Source organism: Bacillus sp. AR2-1, from assembly GCF_008368755.1.
Taxonomy (GTDB): domain Bacteria; phylum Bacillota; class Bacilli; order Bacillales; family Bacillaceae_G; genus Bacillus_A; species Bacillus_A wiedmannii.
The window spans coordinates 500,960-521,958 of sequence record NZ_QORY01000001.1 but is presented as its reverse complement, the minus strand read 5'-3'; the positions used below and the strand labels follow the sequence as shown (position 1 = coordinate 521,958).

At 35.9% G+C, this 20,999-nt stretch carries 20 protein-coding genes and 2 pseudogenes; 15 read left to right on the top strand and 7 right to left on the bottom strand.

The window, feature by feature from the left end:
• The first annotated feature begins 96 nt into the window (after nucleotides 1–96).
• Both DT250_RS02690 and DT250_RS02685 read left to right on the top strand, forming a co-directional pair.
• Nucleotides 97–1,008 (top strand): ABC transporter ATP-binding protein, encoded by a 912-nt coding sequence (locus DT250_RS02690; protein WP_142310841.1) that lies wholly within the window; start codon nucleotides 97–99, stop codon nucleotides 1,006–1,008.
• Entirely contained in the window at nucleotides 1,001–1,945 is a 945-nt protein-coding gene (locus DT250_RS02685) for an ABC transporter permease (RefSeq protein ID WP_131934750.1), read from the top strand. The genes DT250_RS02690 and DT250_RS02685 overlap by 8 nt, the downstream gene beginning before the upstream one ends.
• A 38-nt stretch (nucleotides 1,946–1,983) precedes the next feature.
• On the opposite strand, the gene DT250_RS02680 is transcribed toward DT250_RS02685, so the two are convergent.
• Both DT250_RS02680 and DT250_RS02675 read right to left on the bottom strand, forming a co-directional pair.
• Entirely contained in the window at nucleotides 1,984–3,129 is a 1,146-nt protein-coding gene (locus DT250_RS02680) for a M20 peptidase aminoacylase family protein (protein ID WP_149212446.1), read from the bottom strand.
• 88 nt (nucleotides 3,130–3,217) lie between these two features.
• The gene (locus tag DT250_RS02675; protein ID WP_149212445.1) at nucleotides 3,218–4,126 is read right to left on the bottom strand and encodes an EamA family transporter; all 909 of its coding nucleotides are present in this window, start codon (nucleotides 4,124–4,126) and stop codon (nucleotides 3,218–3,220) included.
• A gap of 325 nt (nucleotides 4,127–4,451) precedes the next feature.
• Between DT250_RS02675 and DT250_RS32610 the strand changes: the two genes are divergently transcribed.
• The 3 genes from DT250_RS32610 (at nucleotide 4,452) to DT250_RS02660 (ending at nucleotide 5,916) form a co-directional block, all read left to right on the top strand.
• Nucleotides 4,452–4,595: a peptidase T gene (locus tag DT250_RS32610; RefSeq protein ID WP_149212444.1), complete on the top strand. Its 144-nt coding sequence runs from the start codon at nucleotides 4,452–4,454 to the stop codon at nucleotides 4,593–4,595.
• Nucleotides 4,596–4,611: 16 nt separating this feature from the next.
• On the top strand, nucleotides 4,612–5,319 hold the full coding sequence (ccdA, locus tag DT250_RS02665; RefSeq protein WP_001152684.1) for a cytochrome c-type biogenesis protein CcdA: 708 nt from the start codon (nucleotides 4,612–4,614) through the stop codon (nucleotides 5,317–5,319).
• A gap of 90 nt (nucleotides 5,320–5,409) precedes the next feature.
• A complete protein-coding gene (locus tag DT250_RS02660) occupies nucleotides 5,410–5,916 on the top strand; it encodes a CcdC family protein (RefSeq protein WP_001028637.1) in 507 nt (168 codons plus the stop codon).
• A gap of 63 nt (nucleotides 5,917–5,979) precedes the next feature.
• Here DT250_RS02660 and DT250_RS02655 read toward each other — a convergent pair.
• Nucleotides 5,980–6,516, bottom strand: a pseudogene (locus DT250_RS02655) (DUF11 domain-containing protein); the annotation flags it as partial.
• On the opposite strand from DT250_RS02655, the pseudogene DT250_RS02650 reads away from it, so the two are divergent.
• Nucleotides 6,497–7,276 (top strand): annotated as a pseudogene (locus tag DT250_RS02650) (hypothetical protein); the annotation flags it as partial. The pseudogenes DT250_RS02655 and DT250_RS02650 overlap by 20 nt on opposite strands.
• 31 nt (nucleotides 7,277–7,307) lie before the next feature.
• Here DT250_RS02650 and DT250_RS02645 read toward each other — a convergent pair.
• Together DT250_RS02645 and DT250_RS02640 are read right to left on the bottom strand one after the other, a co-directional pair.
• Nucleotides 7,308–7,748 (bottom strand): DUF2621 domain-containing protein, encoded by a 441-nt coding sequence (locus tag DT250_RS02645; protein ID WP_000889389.1) that lies wholly within the window; start codon nucleotides 7,746–7,748, stop codon nucleotides 7,308–7,310.
• 103 nt (nucleotides 7,749–7,851) lie between these two features.
• The gene (locus DT250_RS02640; protein WP_000262405.1) at nucleotides 7,852–8,148 is read right to left on the bottom strand and encodes a hypothetical protein; all 297 of its coding nucleotides are present in this window, start codon (nucleotides 8,146–8,148) and stop codon (nucleotides 7,852–7,854) included.
• 245 nt (nucleotides 8,149–8,393) lie between these two features.
• Between DT250_RS02640 and DT250_RS02630 the strand changes: the two genes are divergently transcribed.
• Entirely contained in the window at nucleotides 8,394–8,981 is a 588-nt protein-coding gene (locus DT250_RS02630; RefSeq protein WP_149212443.1) for an AAA family ATPase, read from the top strand.
• Nucleotides 8,978–9,550, top strand: a complete 573-nt coding sequence (locus DT250_RS02625) for a DJ-1/PfpI family protein (protein WP_149212442.1) — start codon at nucleotides 8,978–8,980, stop codon at nucleotides 9,548–9,550. Before DT250_RS02630 ends, DT250_RS02625 begins: the two co-directional genes overlap by 4 nt.
• 15 nt (nucleotides 9,551–9,565) lie before the next feature.
• Here the strand turns inward: DT250_RS02625 and DT250_RS02620 are convergent, their stop codons facing one another.
• The gene (locus tag DT250_RS02620; protein ID WP_149212441.1) at nucleotides 9,566–10,513 is read right to left on the bottom strand and encodes a class I SAM-dependent methyltransferase; all 948 of its coding nucleotides are present in this window, start codon (nucleotides 10,511–10,513) and stop codon (nucleotides 9,566–9,568) included.
• Between the two features lie 194 nt (nucleotides 10,514–10,707).
• On the opposite strand from DT250_RS02620, the gene hutP reads away from it, so the two are divergent.
• From hutP to DT250_RS02590, 6 genes are all read left to right on the top strand, one after another.
• Nucleotides 10,708–11,148 (top strand): hut operon transcriptional regulator HutP, encoded by a 441-nt coding sequence (gene hutP / locus DT250_RS02615; RefSeq protein WP_000926520.1) that lies wholly within the window; start codon nucleotides 10,708–10,710, stop codon nucleotides 11,146–11,148.
• A gap of 103 nt (nucleotides 11,149–11,251) precedes the next feature.
• Nucleotides 11,252–12,769: a histidine ammonia-lyase gene (hutH, locus tag DT250_RS02610; protein ID WP_000631835.1), complete on the top strand. Its 1,518-nt coding sequence runs from the start codon at nucleotides 11,252–11,254 to the stop codon at nucleotides 12,767–12,769.
• A 23-nt stretch (nucleotides 12,770–12,792) separates the two neighbouring features.
• On the top strand, nucleotides 12,793–14,451 hold the full coding sequence (hutU, locus tag DT250_RS02605) for a urocanate hydratase (RefSeq protein WP_000416700.1): 1,659 nt from the start codon (nucleotides 12,793–12,795) through the stop codon (nucleotides 14,449–14,451).
• Between the two features lie 12 nt (nucleotides 14,452–14,463).
• Nucleotides 14,464–15,735: an imidazolonepropionase gene (gene hutI / locus DT250_RS02600; protein ID WP_075312265.1), complete on the top strand. Its 1,272-nt coding sequence runs from the start codon at nucleotides 14,464–14,466 to the stop codon at nucleotides 15,733–15,735.
• Nucleotides 15,714–16,685, top strand: a complete 972-nt coding sequence (gene hutG, locus DT250_RS02595) for a formimidoylglutamase (RefSeq protein WP_149212440.1) — start codon at nucleotides 15,714–15,716, stop codon at nucleotides 16,683–16,685. The genes hutI and hutG overlap by 22 nt, the downstream gene beginning before the upstream one ends.
• 281 nt (nucleotides 16,686–16,966) lie before the next feature.
• The gene (locus tag DT250_RS02590) at nucleotides 16,967–17,428 is read left to right on the top strand and encodes a CarD family transcriptional regulator (protein ID WP_170771247.1); all 462 of its coding nucleotides are present in this window, start codon (nucleotides 16,967–16,969) and stop codon (nucleotides 17,426–17,428) included.
• Nucleotides 17,429–18,323: 895 nt separating this feature from the next.
• Here the strand turns inward: DT250_RS02590 and DT250_RS02585 are convergent.
• The gene (locus tag DT250_RS02585) at nucleotides 18,324–19,418 is read right to left on the bottom strand and encodes an NAD(P)-dependent alcohol dehydrogenase (RefSeq protein WP_088064208.1); all 1,095 of its coding nucleotides are present in this window, start codon (nucleotides 19,416–19,418) and stop codon (nucleotides 18,324–18,326) included.
• Nucleotides 19,419–19,845: 427 nt separating this feature from the next.
• On the opposite strand from DT250_RS02585, the gene DT250_RS02580 reads away from it, so the two are divergent.
• Nucleotides 19,846–20,973 (top strand): alkene reductase, encoded by a 1,128-nt coding sequence (locus tag DT250_RS02580; protein WP_149212439.1) that lies wholly within the window; start codon nucleotides 19,846–19,848, stop codon nucleotides 20,971–20,973.
• Nucleotides 20,974–20,999: the final 26 nt, after the last annotated feature.

Here is a 20,999-nt window from a genome sequence, read left to right as displayed (position 1 = left end):
GCATGAGAAATCATGTCTTTTCTTATTTTACACATAAAAATAATCATGTTACAGTGTAAAGACCTGACAAAGAATGGAAAGGAAAGGTTGTATAGTATGACAAATGAACAATCAATTGTAAAGGTTGAGCGGTTAACGAAGCGAATCGGTTCAAAGACACTTGTAGAAAATATTAGTTTCGAAGTTAAAAAGGGTGAAGTAGTTGGCTTACTCGGACCAAATGGTGCTGGAAAAACGACTTTAATGAGAATGATGGTCGGCATGATTCGTATGACAGAGGGTGAAGTTTGGATTGACGGTCAATCTGTAAAACAGCAATTTGAAAGTACTGCTGCGAAAATTGGAGCAGTAATTGAGACACCAGAATTTTATCCTTTTTTGAGCGGCTATGAAAATTTAACATATTTCGGACGAATGAATGGTAACGTGACGGAAGAACGTATCGATGAAGTAGTGAAATTATTAGGGATGGAACAAGTAATTGACCGAAAAGTAAAAGCATATTCACTCGGCATGAGACAACGTTTAGGAATTGCCCAAGCGCTTATTCACGATCCAGATGTATTAATATTAGATGAACCAACGAATGGATTAGATCCTAGTGGAATACATGAAATGAGAATGTACATAAAGAAAATTGCACATGAACAAGGAAAAGCGGTACTTGTATCTAGTCACTTACTTTCAGAAGTTGAATTAATGTGTGATAGAGTTATCATTATTCAGCATGGAGAATATGTGGCGACGCAAAATATTCAGCATAATCAAAGAGAAGAGATGGAGACAATCCGTATACGTGTAGATGATGCGAATAAAGCAGCAGAAATGTTAGACCAAGATGTTTTAATAAAAGGTAATGATCTACTTATTCATGTGAAAGATGAAGAAATCCCAAATGTTATTCGTATATTGCTTGAGAAAAATATTCAAGTGTATCGTGTATATGAAGAAAGAAAAACGTTAGAAGAGCAATTTTTAGAATTAACAGGGGGAAAAGATATTGTTTAATTTAGTGTATAACGAACTGTATAAAATATTTAAGCGAAAGCGAACGATTATTCCCTTTGCAGTTATTGCAGTATTAATAATTGGATTAGGGTGGGTCACGGTAAAGTATTTAGAACCGGAAACAAAAGGATGGAAAGCCGATTATACAGAACGAACTGTAGAAATAGAGAAAAAGCTAGGTATGAAAAAAGAATCTATATTAGCAGAACGATCTGGGGACGAGCTTGTAAAGGAATATCAGCTTAAGATGAAGCATTTAGATACAGATACAGCACCGGCAAGCAGTTCTCCGCTTTCTTTCATGAGAGATACAGGTTTTATCGTATTTCCAATATTGCTCCCATTTATTCTCGTGTATGCAAGTACAATTTTTGCGAATGAATATAGCTGGGGAACATATAAATTTTTAACGATACGACCAGCGAGTCGATTTAAAATTTTGACAGCTAAATTTTTAGCAATTGTGATATTTGCAGCGTTATTGTTTATATTTAATATGATTTTCTCCACTTTATGTGGACTTGTTATTTATAAATTCCAACAGCCTGCATGGAGCGAGCTTATTTTCCAAGATGGAAATATTATAAAACAAAATATTTTTGTGGAAGCTAGTAAGTATTATATTTTATCGTGGTTGCCGACCATTGTGTACGCAGCGTTTGCATTTATGATTTCTGTATTAACAAGATCTAGTGGGGGCGCGATTGGTATTTCACTATTTCTTGCTTTATCAGGAAATATTGCATTACTAGCAGCAACTAGATATGATTGGGCGAAATATTTATTGCCAGCAAACACAGATTTATACAGTATTTCAAAGAATGGAAGTTTTATTGATGGAGTAACATTCCCGTTTGCTTCATGTATGTTATTACTATATTTATTTGTATTTTTAAGCATTTCCTATACAGTATTTTTAAAACGCGATTTAACTTAAAAAAAGGAGCCGTTAAGTATTTCTTAACGGCTCCTTTTTTATGCAAATTGTTTAAGTGCTTTTTCAGCTAACAAAGCGAAGTATTCTGCACTTATAGGTAATGCTTGCTCATCTACTGTAAAAGCTGGATGATGCCATTCATGTGTACCACTCGTTCCCATAAAAACGAATGAACCAGGTATTTCTTGTTGATAAAAAGAAAAATCTTCTCCGGCCATTGACGGGGTAGGAGAGATGATATTTAAATTCATTTTTTCAGCAACTTGAGAGGATAAGTTTGTTAAAGATGTATCGTTATGAACAGCAGGAGGACCTGCATAAAAACGAAATTCTGTTTTTACACCTAATGCATCAGAAATCCCTTGAATAATACGTTTCATTAGTGCAGGAATCTTTTCACGTGTTTCAGTTTGGAATGTACGTACAGTTCCTTCCAGCGTTGCTTTTTCAGGAATTACGTTCCACGTATTTCCTGAATGGATGTTTGTGACACTGACGACGGCATTATGTGAAGAGCTTATATTTCGGCTTACAATTGTTTGGAGTGCCATCACGATTTGAGAGGACGCGACAATAGTGTCTACCCCAGCATCTGGTACAGCTGCATGTGTACCAACTCCGTGAATTTCAATTTCAAATCGATCGACCCCGGCCATCAGTGGACCATCTTTAATACCGATTGTACCTACTGGTAAATCAGGTTTATTATGCATACCGAAAATAGCTTGCACGCCATGTAAATGCCCAGCTTCAATTACTTTGCGAGCACCATTGCTACTTTCTTCAGCTGGTTGGAATATAAAGCGTACAGTTCCGCTAAGAGAAGATTCTTTTTCTTTTAATAAATAAGCGGCACCTATAATAGCAGCTGTATGAAAATCATGCCCACAAGCATGCATTTTACCGGGAATTTTTGAAGCGTACGGTAAATTTGTTTCTTCTTGAATAGGAAGGGCATCAATATCAGCACGGATTGCTATAATTGGTCCGCTATTATTCCCTGAAATTTCAGCAATAACGCCTGTTTCTAAACTAGAATTTATAATCGTAATGTTTTTCTCTTCTAACCAATTTTTTATAGTCTTCGTCGTTTCAAATTCTTCGTATGATAATTCTGGATGCTCATGTAAATTTCGACGAATAGAAATTAGCATCTCAGTTAATTGCTCTAGATTTGCTGCCACGTATAATGCCTTCTTTCTTAATTAATGTATTTACATTAATTATACAATAAGAAAAGAGAGGATTCTCAAATGAAAATCCTCTCTTTTCTTATGCTGCCAATTTTTTGTGTGTATGATGTTTATGATAACGTCCACGCATTGCATAGGCAATTTGCGGGATTGCAATACCGATTAAAATAAGTGATACACCGATCCATTGTGAAGATAGCACCGCTTCTTTTAAAACGAATACAGACATAATTGTTGTAACTGGTAGTTCTGCTGCACCAAGAATAGTCGCTAAGCCAGAACCGATCTTTGGAATACCGATTGTAAAGGCGATAGAAGGAATAACGATACTAAATGTTCCTAATCCTAAACCGTATTTCCAAAGTCCTTCAGAAATAGCACCGCTAAAAATAAATGTTGGCGGGAATACGATCATTACTAAAGTTAAAGCGCCAGTCATTAAGAGAACACCGCGCGGTAATGAAGGTACTTCAACAGCAACTTTTCCGCTCACGAAAATGTATGTTGCGAATGTAACAGCAGATAATAAACCTAGTATGATTCCAGTCATATCGAAATTACCTGCTGATTTTTCTAGTAAACCACTTGATAAAAATGTACCTGCAAGTAAGAAAATAACGGAAATAACCTTTTCTCTTGAAGGTAATGTTTTTGTTGCGACTGCTTCAATAATAATTCCGACCCAAACGAATTGGAATAAAAGTATAATTGCAATAGATGCTGGTACAGTTTTTAATGAAGCATAATAAAAAATTCCAGTAAAACTTGCAGATGTACCTGCAACGAATAAAATTAACGCTTGTTTTAATGGAACACGATGTCTAGAAAATAGAAGAGTAATAGCAAACAAAATAATCCAACCGAACAAATATTGGCTGCCAATTACCTCTCCAAGTGAAAATCCTTCTGCATAGGCAAGTTTAACGAAAATAGCTAAAATTCCATAACTACACGCTCCTAATAAAACTAATAGAGAATAACGAAGCATGAAAAATTCCTCCCATCTATATGAAATTGTTCCTAACGGACATATATAACTAGAGGGAAGTATACAAAATTAAAAATAAAGGGTCAAATAAAAGAAAAGTGTGACATTTTATAGAATAATAATAAAAGTATGATATTTATGCATAATCTTGAAATTAGTAATAATAAAAGTATTGTAAAATCAGCTTCGTATTGTATAAAGACAGCATTTGAAAAAAATATTTTTTAGGGATATAGAAGGGTAGTCCATTATAGTGTGCTAATCATTTGAGAAACTATGTTACCTTTGTTATGTTAATAACAATTAAAGAAGTTTCTTAGTCCAATTGAGATTGTTCTATATAATAGAAGGAAATGAAAGCGTTTTATTAGAAACTGTTTGTAAGGGGAGTTTTTCTTATTATCACGTTGTTAAAGTGAGTTCACGAATTGTTCATAGTATTTTTATGTGTTTTTGCTACAATATGTAAGGAGAGGAGTGGAATCATGCAAGATATTAGTATTTTTTTAGCGTTTGGCGCTGGATTTTTATCATTTATTTCCCCATGTTGCTTACCGCTTTATCCGGCATTTTTATCGTACATAACAGGTATGTCGGTTTCTGAGTTGAAAGAAGAAAATGCAATGCTTCGCAAAAGAAGTATGATACATACAGCGTTTTTCTTACTTGGATTTTCAATTATATTTATTGCAATTGGGTTTGGTACAAGTTTTATTGGAGGCATCTTTACAAATTATAAAGATTTAATTAGACAGTTAGGTGGTATATTTATCATCGTGTTCGGTCTTATTATTGTCGGTGTGTTTAAGCCAAAGTTTTTAATGCAAGACCGTAAATTTACGTTTAAAAATCGTCCGAGTGGCTATTTTGGATCCGTTCTAATTGGATTGGCTTTTGCTGCAGGATGGACGCCTTGTACTGGACCTATTTTAGTGTCTGTCATTGGATTAGCTGCAACAAATCCAGAATCAGCAATGATTTATATGATAGCATACATACTTGGGTTTGCTATCCCATTTTTCGTGCTATCTTTCTTTATTACGAAAATGTCTTGGATTAAAAGAAATAGTATGAAATTCATGAAAATCGGGGGATACGTTATGATTGTCATGGGTATCTTCCTATATTTTAACTGGATGACGAAAATTATCGTATATTTCTCAAGTTTATTTGGTGGTTTTACCGGTTTTTAGTATTATTCTGTGAAAATGTTGGAAATACTAACGGAAAAGCATATAATGAAAGTATATTTTGCATATAGCCACAAAAAAGGATGAGAAAATATGAACATAGTTGTTTTATCCAGTATCGTTGCTGTTTGTATGGCTGTTGGTGCGATGTTTATTCGTTTAAAAGCAGCTAAGAAACCGGCAACATTGAAAAAAATTATACTTCCACCATTTTTTATGAGCACGGGAGCGTTGATGTTTGTTTTTCCTGAATTTCGATTAACTCCAGCAGAAATGTTAGAAGCAATTGGCGTCGGTTTGTTTTTCTCTATTTTTCTTATTAAAACATCTAAATTTGAAATTAGAGGACAAGAGATTTATTTGAAGCGTTCAAAAGCATTTGTTTTTATATTAATTGGATTACTTGTCGTGCGGATTGTATTTAAAACATACTTAAGTCAATCTCTTGATTTAGGACAACTTAGTGGCATGTTCTTCTTACTGGCGTTCGCGATGATTGTGTCATGGAGAATTGCTATGTATCGTTCCTTTACGAAATTACAGAAGGAAATGGAAAAAGAAGATGGTTTTTATAATGAAAAAGATATGAAATTAACTTAAAAACTGTATATGTATAAAATGAAAAGACAGCGTTTTTTGACGCTGTCTTTTCATTTTATATTGTTAACATCTTCTGTCCCAACCGCGTCGTATAAAGCGTTCCCCATTAAAGAAACAATTTAAATTTGGTGACACAAACGGACCGATAAACGGAATAATATTTGGTTCTGTAGTCTCATCAACAGGAATCGGTGGTTTAGTAGGATCAGGTCTAAGTGTATAGCGAACGCGGGCGGTATTTCGAATGAGACCGTTTCGTGGCTCTGCTGTTACTTGAACGATAAAACGGAAAACAACGGATTCACCTGGATTAACAGTTTCAATAAGAATACCAATAGTTGGATTACTTCCAGGACGTGAAACGCCGTTTACTGTTACTGAATTTGGATAGAAAGTAACTTCGGGAGGTAGTGGATCGGTAATGAGTACATTATTTGCAGGGATAGCGCCATTGTTAGTAAAGGTAAGTGTATATGTGATGAAGTCACCGAGCTCCACACTATTTACATTTGCGGTCTTAATGAATGTGTTTGGCACATTAGGGTTTACTTCTATCGTAATTGGTGGTGTTGTTGTCGTTGTTGTGACAGGTGGGTTGGATACGGCTGTTACAACGGCTGTTGTTGATGCGAATCCACCAAATTTAGTTACGCCTGATGGAACGAGTACACAAGTGACAATAAATTCAGCAGGGTCATCAGGAGGGATGAATTTACCTTTCATAGCCAATGTTTATAATCGAGCAGCAGACGTAACATCTTTACTACAAGGATTACCAAATCGAGCAGCAGGAAGGTATAGCGTAACAAGATTACATACACGTCAGCCAGTCGGTTATGGTGCTGGATGGTCGTTGATTGTTGTATATCGTGATTCTTCATACCCGATGAGAAATGTGAGTTTATTTCCAGGTTTTTTATTATCAGGTACACCACAAACCCTTTCTGGATTTTTCACACCAGCTGCAGGGACAGTGACAGCAAGAGCTTTTGTAATGGCGGTAAATGGTGATCCGAACTTTACAGGTGATAATTTTCAATTGAACTCTGTGACATTAACAGGACCAAATAATCCAATAGGAAACTTTTTTAGAGGGCAAGTAAATGATATTAATGGAAATTTAAATACAATTGGTAGTTTTGCAGATCGTAATTTTTCTGGAACAACTACAAATGCAAATGCGAGAGCTGAGTTTGATATTACAAATGTAAATGCAACAGGTTCTATTGCACCAAATACGATATCCACACAAGTCAACATTACAGGCACAGGCGATACGATTTATACGAGTGTGGTCGGATTACAAATAGACTTGGCAGAAGCTAGATTAACAGCCGTAAAATCAGTAACTGTAAGTTAAAAAAAGATTGCTATAATCTAGCAATCTTTTTTTATGAGGAGGATTTTGTCAGTAAAGATTCATAATGAGAATAATCAATCTCTTTTTCTTGTAGTTTTTTAACTAAAAATTTATGGTCGCGTTTTGGTGTAGCAATAATATATCCTTTAATAATTAAATCTTGTGTAATTTGAGAGGCTTTTTCTTGTAATGCCAGTTCTCCAATTTTGCCAGCAATTTTTGATTTAGCGACATCGCGAAATAGTTCTGGAACAGGACTTACGAGCTCTTCTAACAATTGTTTTTGTTCTTCATCCCATAAATGTCTAGTTTTATTAATATAGTGCTCTTCCCAATCTAAAATGGACATACCATCTTCTTTAGGTAATCGTTTTAGAAATTTTCTGAACATAAAGTATCCACCGATAGACATAAGTCCTAATAAAATAACAGTCCATAGCACTATGAACCAACTGAACCATCCTTCGAGCAAGTTTATCCCCCCTTAATGATTGCGGTTTTCTTTTATTCATATTATAAACAGTGAGATTCATAGAAAGCAAGAACGCTTGGTCATTTTGACCAAGCGTTATCATTTAAACAAAGTATAGTTGTTCAACACATAAATTATTATTATCATCTTCTACATATTCAATGATTAATGTGCCAACTTTACGATCTTTATCTTCAGTTGTGAAAATAGAGTAAGAAGTAAAACGTACTGTTGATAGGCCGCTTATATGTGTAGGTAAAGAAATGTAGTCGTTATCGCGGAAGAATTCCATCAGTTCAATATCTTCAAATTCTTTTCGATCAACTTGTTTGTTTGTATAGCGGCGTTGAAGTTGTTTTAAAGACTCATTCCAAGAAATTGCTTTTGTGTCGTATACCATTGTTCTATCTCCTTACTGTATGTAATCATTAAGAACATACGTTCTAAACTAGTATACTCTTTTTATTAGAAAAGGGAAAGCAAAAAATAATGTAAGCTTGGATTTCCAAGCTTACATTATTGATGCGTCCGTCATAATCTCTATTTTTTATTATAAGTTAGATAAGAATAAGAAACAAGATGATATATATTCTGTTGATGATTTTTAAAATTCTGTATATTATAGATATACTAAAATGCAAGGGAATGAGAGGAATGGCATATGTAATTTCACTCCAAGGATCGATGGCAAGCGGAAAAACAACATTGACTAAAAGGTTAGAGAGAAGTGGGCTTTCAGTTATATATGAAAATCCATATCCAATTGTAGAAAAGCGAAAACAATTAAATTTGGATATGAATTCAAAAGAAGGATTTATTATAAATCAAAAAATGTTTATTGAAGCAAAAATAAAGGAGTTTCAAAATGTGAAAGATTCAGTCGTGATTTTTGATCGCGGACCAGAAGATATTGAATTTTATACACTCTTTTATCCGAAAGTGATAGGGAAAGAGTGGGATATAGAAACAGAATTAAAAGATGAATTGTATAAATTAAGAGAATGCTGTTCGGATGCAATTTTTTATTTAGATGTTTCGAAAGAAAATTTATATGATAGAAAAAATAATGACGGGGCAAGAAATCGAAGTACATTCGAAGAACAATTTAAATTAGTAGAAACTGAAAAAGAATGGTATAAACAATTTCCTGTAACTTATGTGGACACGAATACATTAACAGTGGATGAGTTAGAAGCATATTTTATGGGCTGGTTAAAGGAGAAAGGACTATGAAAAAAATATTATTATTCGTATACCCAACATTTGCGGAGTTTGAAATTACAGTAGCAACAGCATTGCTGAAAAAGAAATATGAAATCATTACTGCGGGCTTAACAAAAGGGTTGATTATAAGTGAAACAGGCTTGCAAGTACAACCGCATATAGAATTAAGTGAAGTGCGTGTAGATGAATATGAGGGGATTATCATTCCAGGGGGAGACGCAGTACATATGAAAGACGCAGATATTCTCTTTTCAGTCATTCGCCAATTTTCTGAAAAAGAAAAATTAGTAGCTGCGATTTGTGCTGGACCGTATGCGTTAGCAAGAGCAGGTTTATTTAAAGGGATTTCTTATACAGCGACTATAGATTATCAAAAGTTAGATTGTTTTCCAGTAGAAAATTTTGTATATAAAGAAGTTGTACAATACTCAAATATTATTACTGCACAAGGACATGCTTTCGTACCATTCGGAATAGCAGTTGCTTCTTATTTTGGAGTAGCGAACGAACATAATATAAATTTTTATGGCGGAAAGGGCAATATGATGATGGACAAACTTTTACATGAGAATGTATAAAAGCTAGCATTTTTGCTAGCTTTTTTCTTTTTGACATCGATAAATGGCTAACGTTTTCGGGTCGCGCCATATACCGTTATGAAGTGACAATTCATTTTCTACTTCTTTTTTTAGCCATTCCTTCATTTCGGCGTGAAGATATGTACTATCAGGTATATTTAGCGATGGAAACATGCTAGAAATATAGCTTACAATCGGAGTAGCATGATGAAAAACGAGAGCATTATGAATAACTGTTTCTTCAACAGTTGAAAAAACAGACTGTAATATCTCTTTACCATTTTCTAAACAAAATGGAGTGACTGATGATGTTGTTTTCGGTAAATCAAATGCGTCTAACATGCGGTTACACATTTCAACTATATGAGGTAATGTAACGTCAGAATTTGTTGTAGCTAAAAGTGAGCCTCCGGGACGAATTACTTTATGGAATCCTTGAACTGTTTTTTCGACATCTTTCATGTGATATAACATATGTCTTGCGATGACCCAGTCATAGCAATTAGCTTCAAAAGGAAGTTTACCAGCATCACCTAGTTTCCATTCAATAATGCTATTCTTTATTGCAGCTTCAGAAAGCATCGTTTTTGATTGATCAAAACCGGTTAGTTGGCCTTTATGACCGTTAGTTTGTAAAAGGGAAAGAAAATTTCCATTAGCACAGCCAACCTCTAATATTTTTTCTTCTCCTTGAAGTTGTAAATGTTCCATGACGAGTTCATCTAAATTTACTTGTTTTTCTTCGTAATGTTTATGCGTATCGATACGTGTTTGTAAATGGTTGCTTACGTTATATTGGCGTTTTACATCATTCATTTTTTCACATTCCACCTTCGTGCAAAATTGCTGAATCGCGTGTGTTAATACGTCGGTTTTCTTTAAACCTTCGTAATGGAGTGCAGATTCAAACCTTTCAAGTAGTTTTTCTTCAATTCGAAAATGAATATCTTTTCGCTTCGTCATTGAAATATCGCCCCTTTGCATCTGTTAGTGAGACTATAGCACGCCTGAAAAATTCGTGTAAATAATTTGTGTACACAAATGGAGGGGATGAAAAAATTGTTCGAATGTGAGTTTAAACTATTGACGATTTAACCGTTTTCATATATTCTTAAATTAAGAAATATTCAAATAATTAAAAGAAATGAGAGAGTCACATGCTTCTTCAAGGAACACATCGAATTGGTCGTATGGCCATGTTGTTGGCACTTGCGGATGAGAATGAAAGCCCTGTATTATCTATTCCAAAAGGTTGGAAGTATTGTACGGGGAAAGTGGGTTCGATGAATTCGCAAAAAGTTGTAGCAGCAATGGAAACAGCGGCTAAGAGCACCCAAGTTATTGAAACAGATGTTTACAGAGAAACACATGCACTTTATCATGCAATTATGGAAGCTTTGTACGGAGTGACGAGAGGTCAAATTCAGTTAGCAGACGTTCTTCGTACAGTAGGACTTCGCTTTGCGATTGTGCGCGGTAGACCATACGACGGAAAAAAAGAAGGCGAATGGGTTGCTGTTGCATTATATGGAACGATTGGTGCACCTGTAAAAGGATCTGAGCATGAGGCGATTGGTTTAGGAATTAATCACATATGATTTGCCCATAGTCTATTAGTTAGAAGGGGGCCTTACTTTTTTAGGACAGAAGTCTGTCTTAAAAAGATAAGGTCCCCTTTTGCCTTTTTAAGGAGGAAAAAGAATGATTACGTTAACAGGACACACATTGACAATTGAAGAAATGAAGAGGTTGTTACTTGAAGGGGAAGGTGTAACAGCTTGTCCAAATAGTATGCAAAAGGTGGCGGAGTGCCGCGAAGTTGTTGAGAAAATTGTAGAGGACGGAAAAGTCGTTTACGGTATTACAACTGGATTTGGAAAATTCAGTGATGTGCTTATTCAAAAAGATGATGTAAAGGCACTTCAACACAATTTAATTCAGTCACATGCATGCGGTATAGGTGATCCATTCCCTGAAGAAGTATCACGCGGTATGTTAATTTTACGAGCGAACACGATGCTTAAAGGAGTATCTGGTGTTAGACCACTTGTTGTAAATATGCTTCTTGAGTTTGTAAATCGTAAAATTCACCCAGTCGTTCCGCAACAAGGGTCACTTGGTGCGAGTGGCGATTTAGCACCTTTATCTCATCTTGCGCTTGTATTATTAGGCGAAGGTGAAGTGTTCTATAAGGGGAAACGCGTTCATGCGATGGTTGCTCTTACAGAAGAAGGGCTTGAACCGATTGAACTTGAAGCGAAAGAAGGGCTTGCATTAATCAATGGTACGCAGGCGATGACAGCGCAAGGAGTTCTTTCTTATATAGAAGCAGAAGCAATGGCGTATCAAGCTGAATTCATTGCTTCGATGACAATTGAAGGATTACAAGGCATTATTGATGCATTTGATGAAAATGTTCATAAAGCACGTGGTTATAAAGAGCAAGTGGAAGTAGCGAGCAGAATTCGTGACATCCTTCATGATAGTAAATTAACAACAAAACAAGGAGAACTACGAGTACAGGATGCATATTCACTTCGTTGTATCCCGCAAGTACACGGTGCTTCTTGGCAAGTTTTAAATTATGTGAAAGAAAAATTAGAAATTGAAATGAATGCAGCAACAGATAATCCGCTAATCTTTGATGGCGGAGAAAAAGTAATTTCGGGTGGGAATTTCCATGGTCAACCGATTGCGTTTGCGATGGACTTCTTAAAAGTAGGAATGGCGGAACTTGCAAATATTTCAGAGCGTCGTATCGAGCGTTTAGTAAATCCGCAATTAAATGATTTACCTCCATTTTTAAGTCCAGAACCAGGACTTCAGTCTGGTGCAATGATTATGCAATACGCTGCAGCGTCACTTGTTTCTGAAAATAAAACGTTAGCACATCCAGCGAGTGTTGATTCAATCCCGTCATCAGCTAACCAAGAAGATCACGTCAGTATGGGAACAATCGCTTCACGCCATGCACATCAAATTATTCAAAATGTAAGACGTGTTCTTTCAATTGAGATGATTTGTGCGATGCAAGCAGCAGAATATCGCGGTATTGAAAACATGAGTACAGTGACGAAGAGCTTCTACCATCAAGGCCGTCAACAAGTACCTTCTATTACAAATGATCGCATATTCTCAACGGATATTGAAAATATTACGCACTGGTTAAAAACGAATTATTCGATAAAAGAAAGATTAGATGTAAACGCGGCACTATAAAATGAGAAAAGGGAGAGATTGAAATGGAAAAAGTTAAACAAACAATTCGCGCGCCAAGAGGTACTGAATTACAAACGAAAGGGTGGGTTCAAGAAGCTGCACTTCGTATGTTAATGAACAATTTAGATCCTGAAGTTGCTGAAAAACCAGAAGAATTAGTTGTATATGGCGGAATTGGCCGTGCAGCTCGTAACTGGGAAAGCTACCATGCGATTGTAGATTCATTAAAAACGTTAGAAAGCGATGAAACATTACTTGTTCAATCAGGAAAACCAGTTGCAATCTTTAAATCGCATGAAGATGCACCTCGCGTTCTTTTAGCGAATTCAAACTTAGTACCAAAATGGGCGAACTGGGATCACTTCCGTGAACTAGAGAAGAAAGGTCTTATGATGTACGGACAAATGACAGCAGGTAGCTGGATTTACATTGGAACACAAGGTATTTTACAAGGAACATATGAAACGTTTGGCGAAGCGGCACGTCAACATTTCGATGGTTCATTAAAAGGTACATTAACACTTACTGCTGGCTTAGGTGGTATGGGTGGTGCACAACCTCTTGCTGTAACGATGAACGGCGGTGTTGTCATTGCTATTGATGTTGATAAGCGCAGCATCGATCGTCGTATTGAAAAGAGATATTGTGATATGTATACAGAATCATTAGAAGAAGCATTAACGGTTGCGAACGAGTATAAAGAGAAGAAAGAACCAATTTCAATTGGTTTATTAGGAAATGCGGCAGAGATTTTACCAGAACTAGTGAAGCGCAATATTACGCCAGATTTAGTTACGGATCAAACATCTGCTCATGATCCATTAAACGGTTATATTCCAGTAGGTTTCACATTAGAAGAAGCAGCGAAACTTCGTGAAGAAGATCCAGAACGTTACGTACAATTATCAAAAGAAAGCATGACAAAACATGTAGAAGCAATGCTTGCTATGCAAGAAAAAGGCGCAATTACATTTGATTACGGAAATAACATTCGCCAAGTTGCTTTCGATGAAGGTTTGAAAAATGCATTCGATTTCCCAGGATTCGTTCCAGCATTTATTCGTCCATTATTCTGCGAAGGAAAAGGACCATTCCGCTGGGTAGCACTTTCTGGTGATCCAGAAGATATTTATAAAACAGACGAAGTAATATTACGTGAGTTTGCGGATAATGAGCATTTATGTAACTGGATTCGTATGGCTCGTCAGCAAGTTGAGTTCCAAGGTCTTCCATCTCGTATTTGTTGGTTAGGTTACGGTGAGCGCGCGAAATTTGGTCGCATTATTAATGAAATGGTGGCAAATGGTGAATTATCAGCACCAATCGTTATCGGTCGTGACCATTTAGATTGCGGATCAGTAGCATCTCCAAACCGTGAAACAGAAGCGATGAAAGACGGTAGTGATGCAGTAGCAGACTGGCCAATTTTAAATGCATTAATTAATAGTGTAAACGGTGCGAGTTGGGTATCTGTTCACCACGGTGGTGGCGTTGGTATGGGTTATTCACTTCACGCTGGAATGGTTATCGTTGCAGATGGAACAGAAGCAGCAGCAAAACGTATTGAGCGCGTATTAACTTCTGACCCTGGTATGGGTGTTGTTCGTCACGTTGATGCAGGATATGACTTAGCTGTAGAAACTGCGAAAGAAAAAGGCGTTAACATTCCGATGATGAAATAAGGAGGAGAAAACATGCTGGACACTTTACTAATAAATATCGGTCAATTACTAACAATGGATCAAGAAGATGGCTTGTTAAGACGGGAAGCGATGAACACGCTTCCTGTTATCGAAAATGGTGTGGTTGGAATTGAAAACGGCGTAATTACTTTCGTTGGAACAGTGGAAGAAGCTAAAGGATTACAAGCGAAAGAAGTTATTGATTGCGGCGGGAAAATGGTTTCTCCTGGTCTTGTTGATCCGCATACTCACCTTGTATTTGGTGGATCTCGTGAAAATGAAATCGCACTAAAATTACAAGGAGTTCCGTACTTAGAAATTTTAGAAAAAGGCGGAGGTATTCTTTCAACTGTAAATGCAACGAAAAAGGCGTCGAAAGAAGAACTTGTTCAAAAAGCGAAATTCCATTTAGACCGTATGCTATCTTTCGGAGTTACAACTGTAGAAGCGAAGAGTGGTTACGGATTAGATGATGAGACGGAATGGAAACAATTAGAGGCAACTGCACAATTACAAAAAGAGCACTCGATTGATTTAGTTTCCACATTTTTAGGTGCTCATGCAGTTCCGAAAGAGTATAAAGGTAGATCAAAAGAATTTTTACAATGGATGTTAGACCTACTACCAGAAATGAAAGAGAAGCAATTAGCTGAATTCGTTGATATTTTCTGTGAAACAGGTGTGTTCTCTGTTGAAGAGTCAAAAGAGTTTTTATTAAAAGCGAAAGAGCTTGGGTTTGATGTGAAAATTCATGCAGATGAAATTGACCCTCTTGGTGGCGCGGAAGCAGCGGCTGAAATTGGTGCAGCATCAGCGGACCATTTAGTCGGCGCTTCTGATAAAGGAATTGAAATGCTTGCAAACTCTAATACAGTAGCGACTTTATTACCAGGAACAACTTTCTATTTAAATAAAGAAAGCTTTGCTCGTGGACGTAAAATGATTGATGAAGGTGTTGCAGTTGCTTTGGCTACAGACTTTAACCCAGGTAGTTGTCCAACTGAGAACATTCAGCTTATTATGAGCATTGCAATGCTCAAGCTGAAAATGACACCAGAAGAAGTTTGGAATGCAGTAACAGTTAACTCTTCTTACGCAATTAATCGTGGCGATGTAGCTGGGAAAATTAGAGTTGGTCGCAAGGCAGATTTAGTTCTATGGGATGCTTACAATTATGCTTACGTACCGTATCATTACGGCGTAAGTCATGTAAATACAGTATGGAAGAATGGTAATATCGCATATACAAGAGGTGAACAATCGTGGAGCACGGCCACTATTTAAAGAAAAATGCAAAGTTTATCGATCGTGAAGTGACGAAATGGAGTGAGATGATTAAAGATTGGGAGGAAGGCTTGGAAATATTCGGTGCTGCCTTAATTGGAGCACCCCTTTCTAAACCATCTATTAGTCATTCAGGAGCAAGTTTTGCACCAAAAACAATTCGTGCAATGTTAGATGCATATAGCACGTACGCAATTACAGAAGAACATGATATGAAAGAAAGTGTCTTATATGATTGCGGCGATATTACGATGCATGTGACGGATATAAAAGAAAGTCATAAGCGAATTGCGAAAACAGTTGGTCATGTAACGAAAGTAAATCCGAACATGATACCAATCGTTCTTGGTGGTGACCATTCGATTAGTTTTCCGAGTATAACAGGGTTTGCAAATAGTAAAGGGAAGGTCGGCGTTATTCAATTTGATGCCCATCATGATTTACGTAATTTAGATGATGGTGGCCCATCAAATGGGACACCGTTCCGTAGTTTACTAGAAAATGATGTCATTACAGGAAAACAACTCGTTCAAATCGGAATTCGTAATTTTTCAAATGCACGAGCGTACCATGAATATGCAAAAGAACATGGCGTGACAGTGTATACAATGAAAGATGTACGAGAGCGACAAATCAAAGATATTATCACAGAAAGTATTGAAGTATTAAGAAAGCAAGGCGTGACTTCTATTTACATTTCTCTTGATATGGATGTACTAGATCAAGCATTTGCACCAGGTTGTCCAGCAATTGGTCCTGGCGGTATGGATAGTACGACTTTACTTGATGCGATTGAATTTCTTGGTAAAGAACCGCTTATTCAAGGGATGGATATAGTAGAAATTGATCCAACCCTTGATTTCAGAGATATGACGAGTCGAGTAGCTGCACAAGTGATTATGAGTTTTCTTTTAGCGAGAGAGACAGTACGTAAGCAGGTAAGTGTATAGGCGTGAAATTAATAGGGAATGTTTAACGATTCCGTATAAAAAACACATTACTATTTATATGTAGTAATGTGTTTTTATGTAAAAAGAGAAGGTGCAATTAGAATGTATATATGTGCGGAAAAGTTAATAAGATTGCGGGTTTTTAATGATATTTTACGAAATTATTTTCTTAGTTCGAAAGGATTGACATTAAAAATAATTTTATGATAAAATAAAAATTTTGCTAAAAAATTGATTGTGTGTTAAGATTGAGAAGGTTACCATATATGGAGGTGGATTATTTGTTTCAAATTGGCGATAACATTGTTTATCCAATGCAGGGAGCAGGTATAATTAAAGCCATAGAAGAGAAGGAAATCACAGGAGAAAAACAACAATATTATGTTATAAAAATGTCGGGTAGTAATATGGAAGTAATGATTCCGGCAGGGAGAATATTGAGCTCAAATATACGACCAGTCACGGATATAACGGCAATAGCACACATATTGGATATTTTTCAACATGGAGAATCTGATAGATTACTTACGTGGAAACAAAGGTATAAATTGAACACTGATAAAATAAAGACGGGTAAAATACAAGAAGGTGCTGAAGTTGTACGTGATTTATTACGTATGCAGAAAGAAAAAGCACTTAATGCAAGCGAAAAGAAAATGTTAGATAACGCACACGAATTTTTGATTAGTGAACTGGGATTAATTGAAGGTATCACAGAAAGTCAAATAAAAAGCTTTTGTTAAGATTCATTACAAATAATGTATTAGATCCCAAAAAAGGTTTTGAATTTTTTGGGAACATAATTATAGAGAATTAATCATTTCAAAGACATTCAATTCTTTCAAACCACTTTTAGAGCATTAACCTCTTTTGTTATTACTACAATCAAATCCATTTTTATTTTTTAAATTCTTTACGAATATTCGAAGTTTAATTAAACACTTCGATAGAATAGTTACTTGATTTTTGCAATCCTGATTCACACTGGCACGGACGAGGAGCCGTAAGGATGAAAGAGAGGTAGGGCTTTCATTGTTTTAGGTTTATAAGTTATTATTTTTAGAAGAATACTGAACCATTCTCACTTCTACTGCTAAGGAATTTTTTATATGTGAAGAGATAATAATTGTTTATATTCTTTATATTAAAGACATAAATGAATTTTTAGCCATATACGGTCAACTAAAAAGGAGCTGTCACATAGTCAATAATTCGACTATGTGACAGCTCCTTTTTTCATGGGGATGAACGGATAAATAGAAAAAACAACGTGTTAGATATGCAATTTTATATTAAAGACATAAATGAATTTTTAGCCATATACGGTCAACTAAAAAGGAGCTGTCACATAGTCAAACTATGTGACAGCTCCTTTTTTCATGGGGATGAACGGATAAATAGAAAAAACAACGTGTTAGATATGCAATTATTATCGTAATGCTTGTTGTTTGCATGTTGGAAACGAATTTGTTCCCTATCTTCTTTAGAGCAATGACAGAGATGGAGACTAGGCGATGTGGACTAAGAAATCAATCACGAAAGAATATAAATGGCGAGGCTGATGTACGTATATGGGGAAAAAACCGTGCTTTTGCACGGCTTTTTTTATGTTAGTTATGAAGAGAAAGCAAACAAATGTTACTCCATTACGATAATCGGCTTAATCGTTTTCCCTGTTTTAGAATCTTCAAATGCTTGAGCGATTTCTTCAAAAGAATAGAATTGTACAAATGTATCGAATGGGAATAATCCTTTTTGATAGAAATTAATTAATTTTGGAATGAATAGTTGTGGTACTGCATCACCTTCAACTACTCCTTTAATTGTAATAGCTTTTACGACAATTTCATTTGTTACGTTTATAGTTAAATCTTTTTTACCGACAGCAACAGTTGCCATAGTCCCTTTTACTCGTAAACATTGAATGGATTGAAGTGTAACAGTATTTACGCCAGTTGTTTCAAATGAGTAATGAGCTCCACCGTTTGTAATTTCTTTAATTTTGGCAACTGGATCTTCGATTAAGCTATTAATCGTGTGTGTAGCCCCTAATTCTTTTGCTAATTCTAAACGACTATCATGAATATCAACGGCAATGATTGTAGTACATCCAGCAATTTTAGCTGCCATTAAGCCACTAAGACCAACAGCGCCAGTTCCAAATACAACTAGGCTACTACCTGGTTTTGCTTGTAGTGAATGTAAGATTGTACCGCTACCAGTCATAATTCCGCAACCAAGTGGACCTAACAAACGTATATCAACATCTTTTGTTACTTTTACAACATTATTTTCATCAACTACGGCATGGTATGCGAATGAAGATTGGCCGAAGAATTGAGAAATATCATTATTGCTAAGATCGTGTATAGGTGTTACATGGCGTTTGTTTTTTCCAGAGAAGTTTAACTCAATCATATTTTCGCAAGCAGCAGCATTACCATCTAAGCAACTTTCACAATGACCACAGTAAGAGAATCCGAGTACTACATGGTCACCAGGTGTAACGGATGTTACATTACTTCCCACTTTTTCCACGATACCAGAACCTTCATGTCCTAAAACAACTGGTTTTGGTGTGGGCATTGTCCCGTCTAAAACTGTTGCATCTGTATGACATATACCAGAAGCGATAATTTTTACTAATACTTCATCATCTTTAATCTTGTCTAAGTATACTTCTTGCATATTAAAATCTTTTTCGGGTTTAGAAACGATAGCTTTTGTTTTCATTGTTATCCTTCTTACTAAAAGTTAAATAAGAAAAAATACGTTCAACTATGTAGGAGTCTTTTATTCGTTCCTAAAATTTTGTTTGTACAATAAAAAACAAATGAATGATTGAAGCCTCGTTACTGTAAGTTTGAATATAGTACAGTGGAAATCGTTTTTTTTAGTAAATAGTTTGAAAAACAATTACCAATATATTCTATAGTAATAAAACTAGAAGAAATGAAAACATCCACTTAACAAGTATTTTCCTCATCCACTTACTGAACATAAAAATAGACAGTAGAGTCTTGAATACCAGAACCCTTAAAGTTAAAAAACAGTTAGTTTTATTATGCGAATATTTCTACATAAGAGCGTATAAATTGACGTTACTATCTAAAAGTAAGTATGATGCGATTATAGTAAGAATTTTTTAGGGGGAAGAAAAATGACAAGTTCAAATAATAAAGCAGCAAGTATTTATGAAGGAACAAATATAAATGATTGGGGTTCTTTTGAAAAGATTGAAGAAACGAAGTTATTTGACTCGATTCAAATTGGACCTTGGTCTCTTCGTAATCGCATAGCAATGGCACCGATGACGAGATGTTTCGCGAATCATGAAACAGGAATCGTTGGTACTGATGTAGTCGAGTACTATAGAAAACGTGCAGCTGATGGAGTTGGCTTAATTATTACAGAGGGAATCGTCATTAGCCCAAGAGCAAAAGGAAATCCAGGAGTACCAGGGATTTATACACAAGAGCAAATCGATTCGTGGAAGCCTGTTACAGAGGCAGTACATAAAGAAGGTGGAACGATTATTGCTCAAATATGGCATGTTGGCCGTATGAGTCATCACGAGATAATTGGTGGACAAATGCCACAAGCACCGTCTGCTATCGCTGCAGAGGGAAATGTTCCGCGTTTTCGTAAACCGTTCGACACGCCAGAAGCAATGACGTTAGAAGAAATACAAGAGGTGATTGGTCAATACGCACAAGCTGCGAAAAACGCGATCGAAGCTGGATTTGATGGAGTAGAAATACACGGTGCACACGGATATTTAATCGATCAATTTACTTATGAGTTCGCAAATAAGCGTACTGATAAATACGGCGGAGATTTAAAGCAAAGGCTAACGTTTATGAAAGAAGTAACGGAGGCTGTAATAGAAGCTGTTGGGGCTGATAAAACACTTCTTCGCTTCTCTGCTTTCAAAGGTGATAATCCAACTTATATGTGGGAAAACCCTAAGCTTGCAATTGAAACGTTTGTAAATATGTTCAACGAAGTTGGATTAACGATGATTCACCCTTCAACGATGAATTATACTGCAGTTATTGCTGACGGAAAGAATTTTCATCAATTAGTAAGAAAATATTGGGAGGGTACGATTGTAGGAGTAGGGAATTTAAATCCGAAAGAGGCTGAAGAAGCGTTGCAAGAAGGAACAATTGATGTAGTGGCATTCGGAAGACCTTTAATAGCTAATCCAGATTTTGTTCATCGAATTAAAAATGCTGAAAGTTTAGTTGAATATGATGCGAAAGAGCATCTTGCTACGTTAATTTGAATAAAGATAAAAGGAGAACACATCAG

Bases quoted from the DNA above. Each gene is read 5' to 3' on its own strand.
- DT250_RS02690 (WP_142310841.1), top strand. From the start codon at position 97: ATGACAAATGAACAATCAATTGTAAAGGTTGAGCGGTTAACGAAGCGA.
- DT250_RS02675 (WP_149212445.1), bottom strand. From the start codon at position 4,126: ATGCTTCGTTATTCTCTATTAGTTTTATTAGGAGCGTGTAGTTATGGA.
- ccdA (WP_001152684.1), top strand. From the start codon at position 4,612: ATGCAAGATATTAGTATTTTTTTAGCGTTTGGCGCTGGATTTTTATCA.
- DT250_RS02660 (WP_001028637.1), top strand. From the start codon at position 5,410: ATGAACATAGTTGTTTTATCCAGTATCGTTGCTGTTTGTATGGCTGTT.
- DT250_RS02640 (WP_000262405.1), bottom strand. From the start codon at position 8,148: ATGGTATACGACACAAAAGCAATTTCTTGGAATGAGTCTTTAAAACAA.
- DT250_RS02630 (WP_149212443.1), top strand. From the start codon at position 8,394: ATGAGAGGAATGGCATATGTAATTTCACTCCAAGGATCGATGGCAAGC.
- DT250_RS02625 (WP_149212442.1), top strand. From the start codon at position 8,978: ATGAAAAAAATATTATTATTCGTATACCCAACATTTGCGGAGTTTGAA.
- DT250_RS02620 (WP_149212441.1), bottom strand. From the start codon at position 10,513: ATGACGAAGCGAAAAGATATTCATTTTCGAATTGAAGAAAAACTACTT.
- hutP (WP_000926520.1), top strand. From the start codon at position 10,708: ATGCTTCTTCAAGGAACACATCGAATTGGTCGTATGGCCATGTTGTTG.
- hutH (WP_000631835.1), top strand. From the start codon at position 11,252: ATGATTACGTTAACAGGACACACATTGACAATTGAAGAAATGAAGAGG.
- hutU (WP_000416700.1), top strand. From the start codon at position 12,793: ATGGAAAAAGTTAAACAAACAATTCGCGCGCCAAGAGGTACTGAATTA.
- hutI (WP_075312265.1), top strand. From the start codon at position 14,464: ATGCTGGACACTTTACTAATAAATATCGGTCAATTACTAACAATGGAT.
- DT250_RS02585 (WP_088064208.1), bottom strand. From the start codon at position 19,418: ATGAAAACAAAAGCTATCGTTTCTAAACCCGAAAAAGATTTTAATATG.
- DT250_RS02580 (WP_149212439.1), top strand. From the start codon at position 19,846: ATGACAAGTTCAAATAATAAAGCAGCAAGTATTTATGAAGGAACAAAT.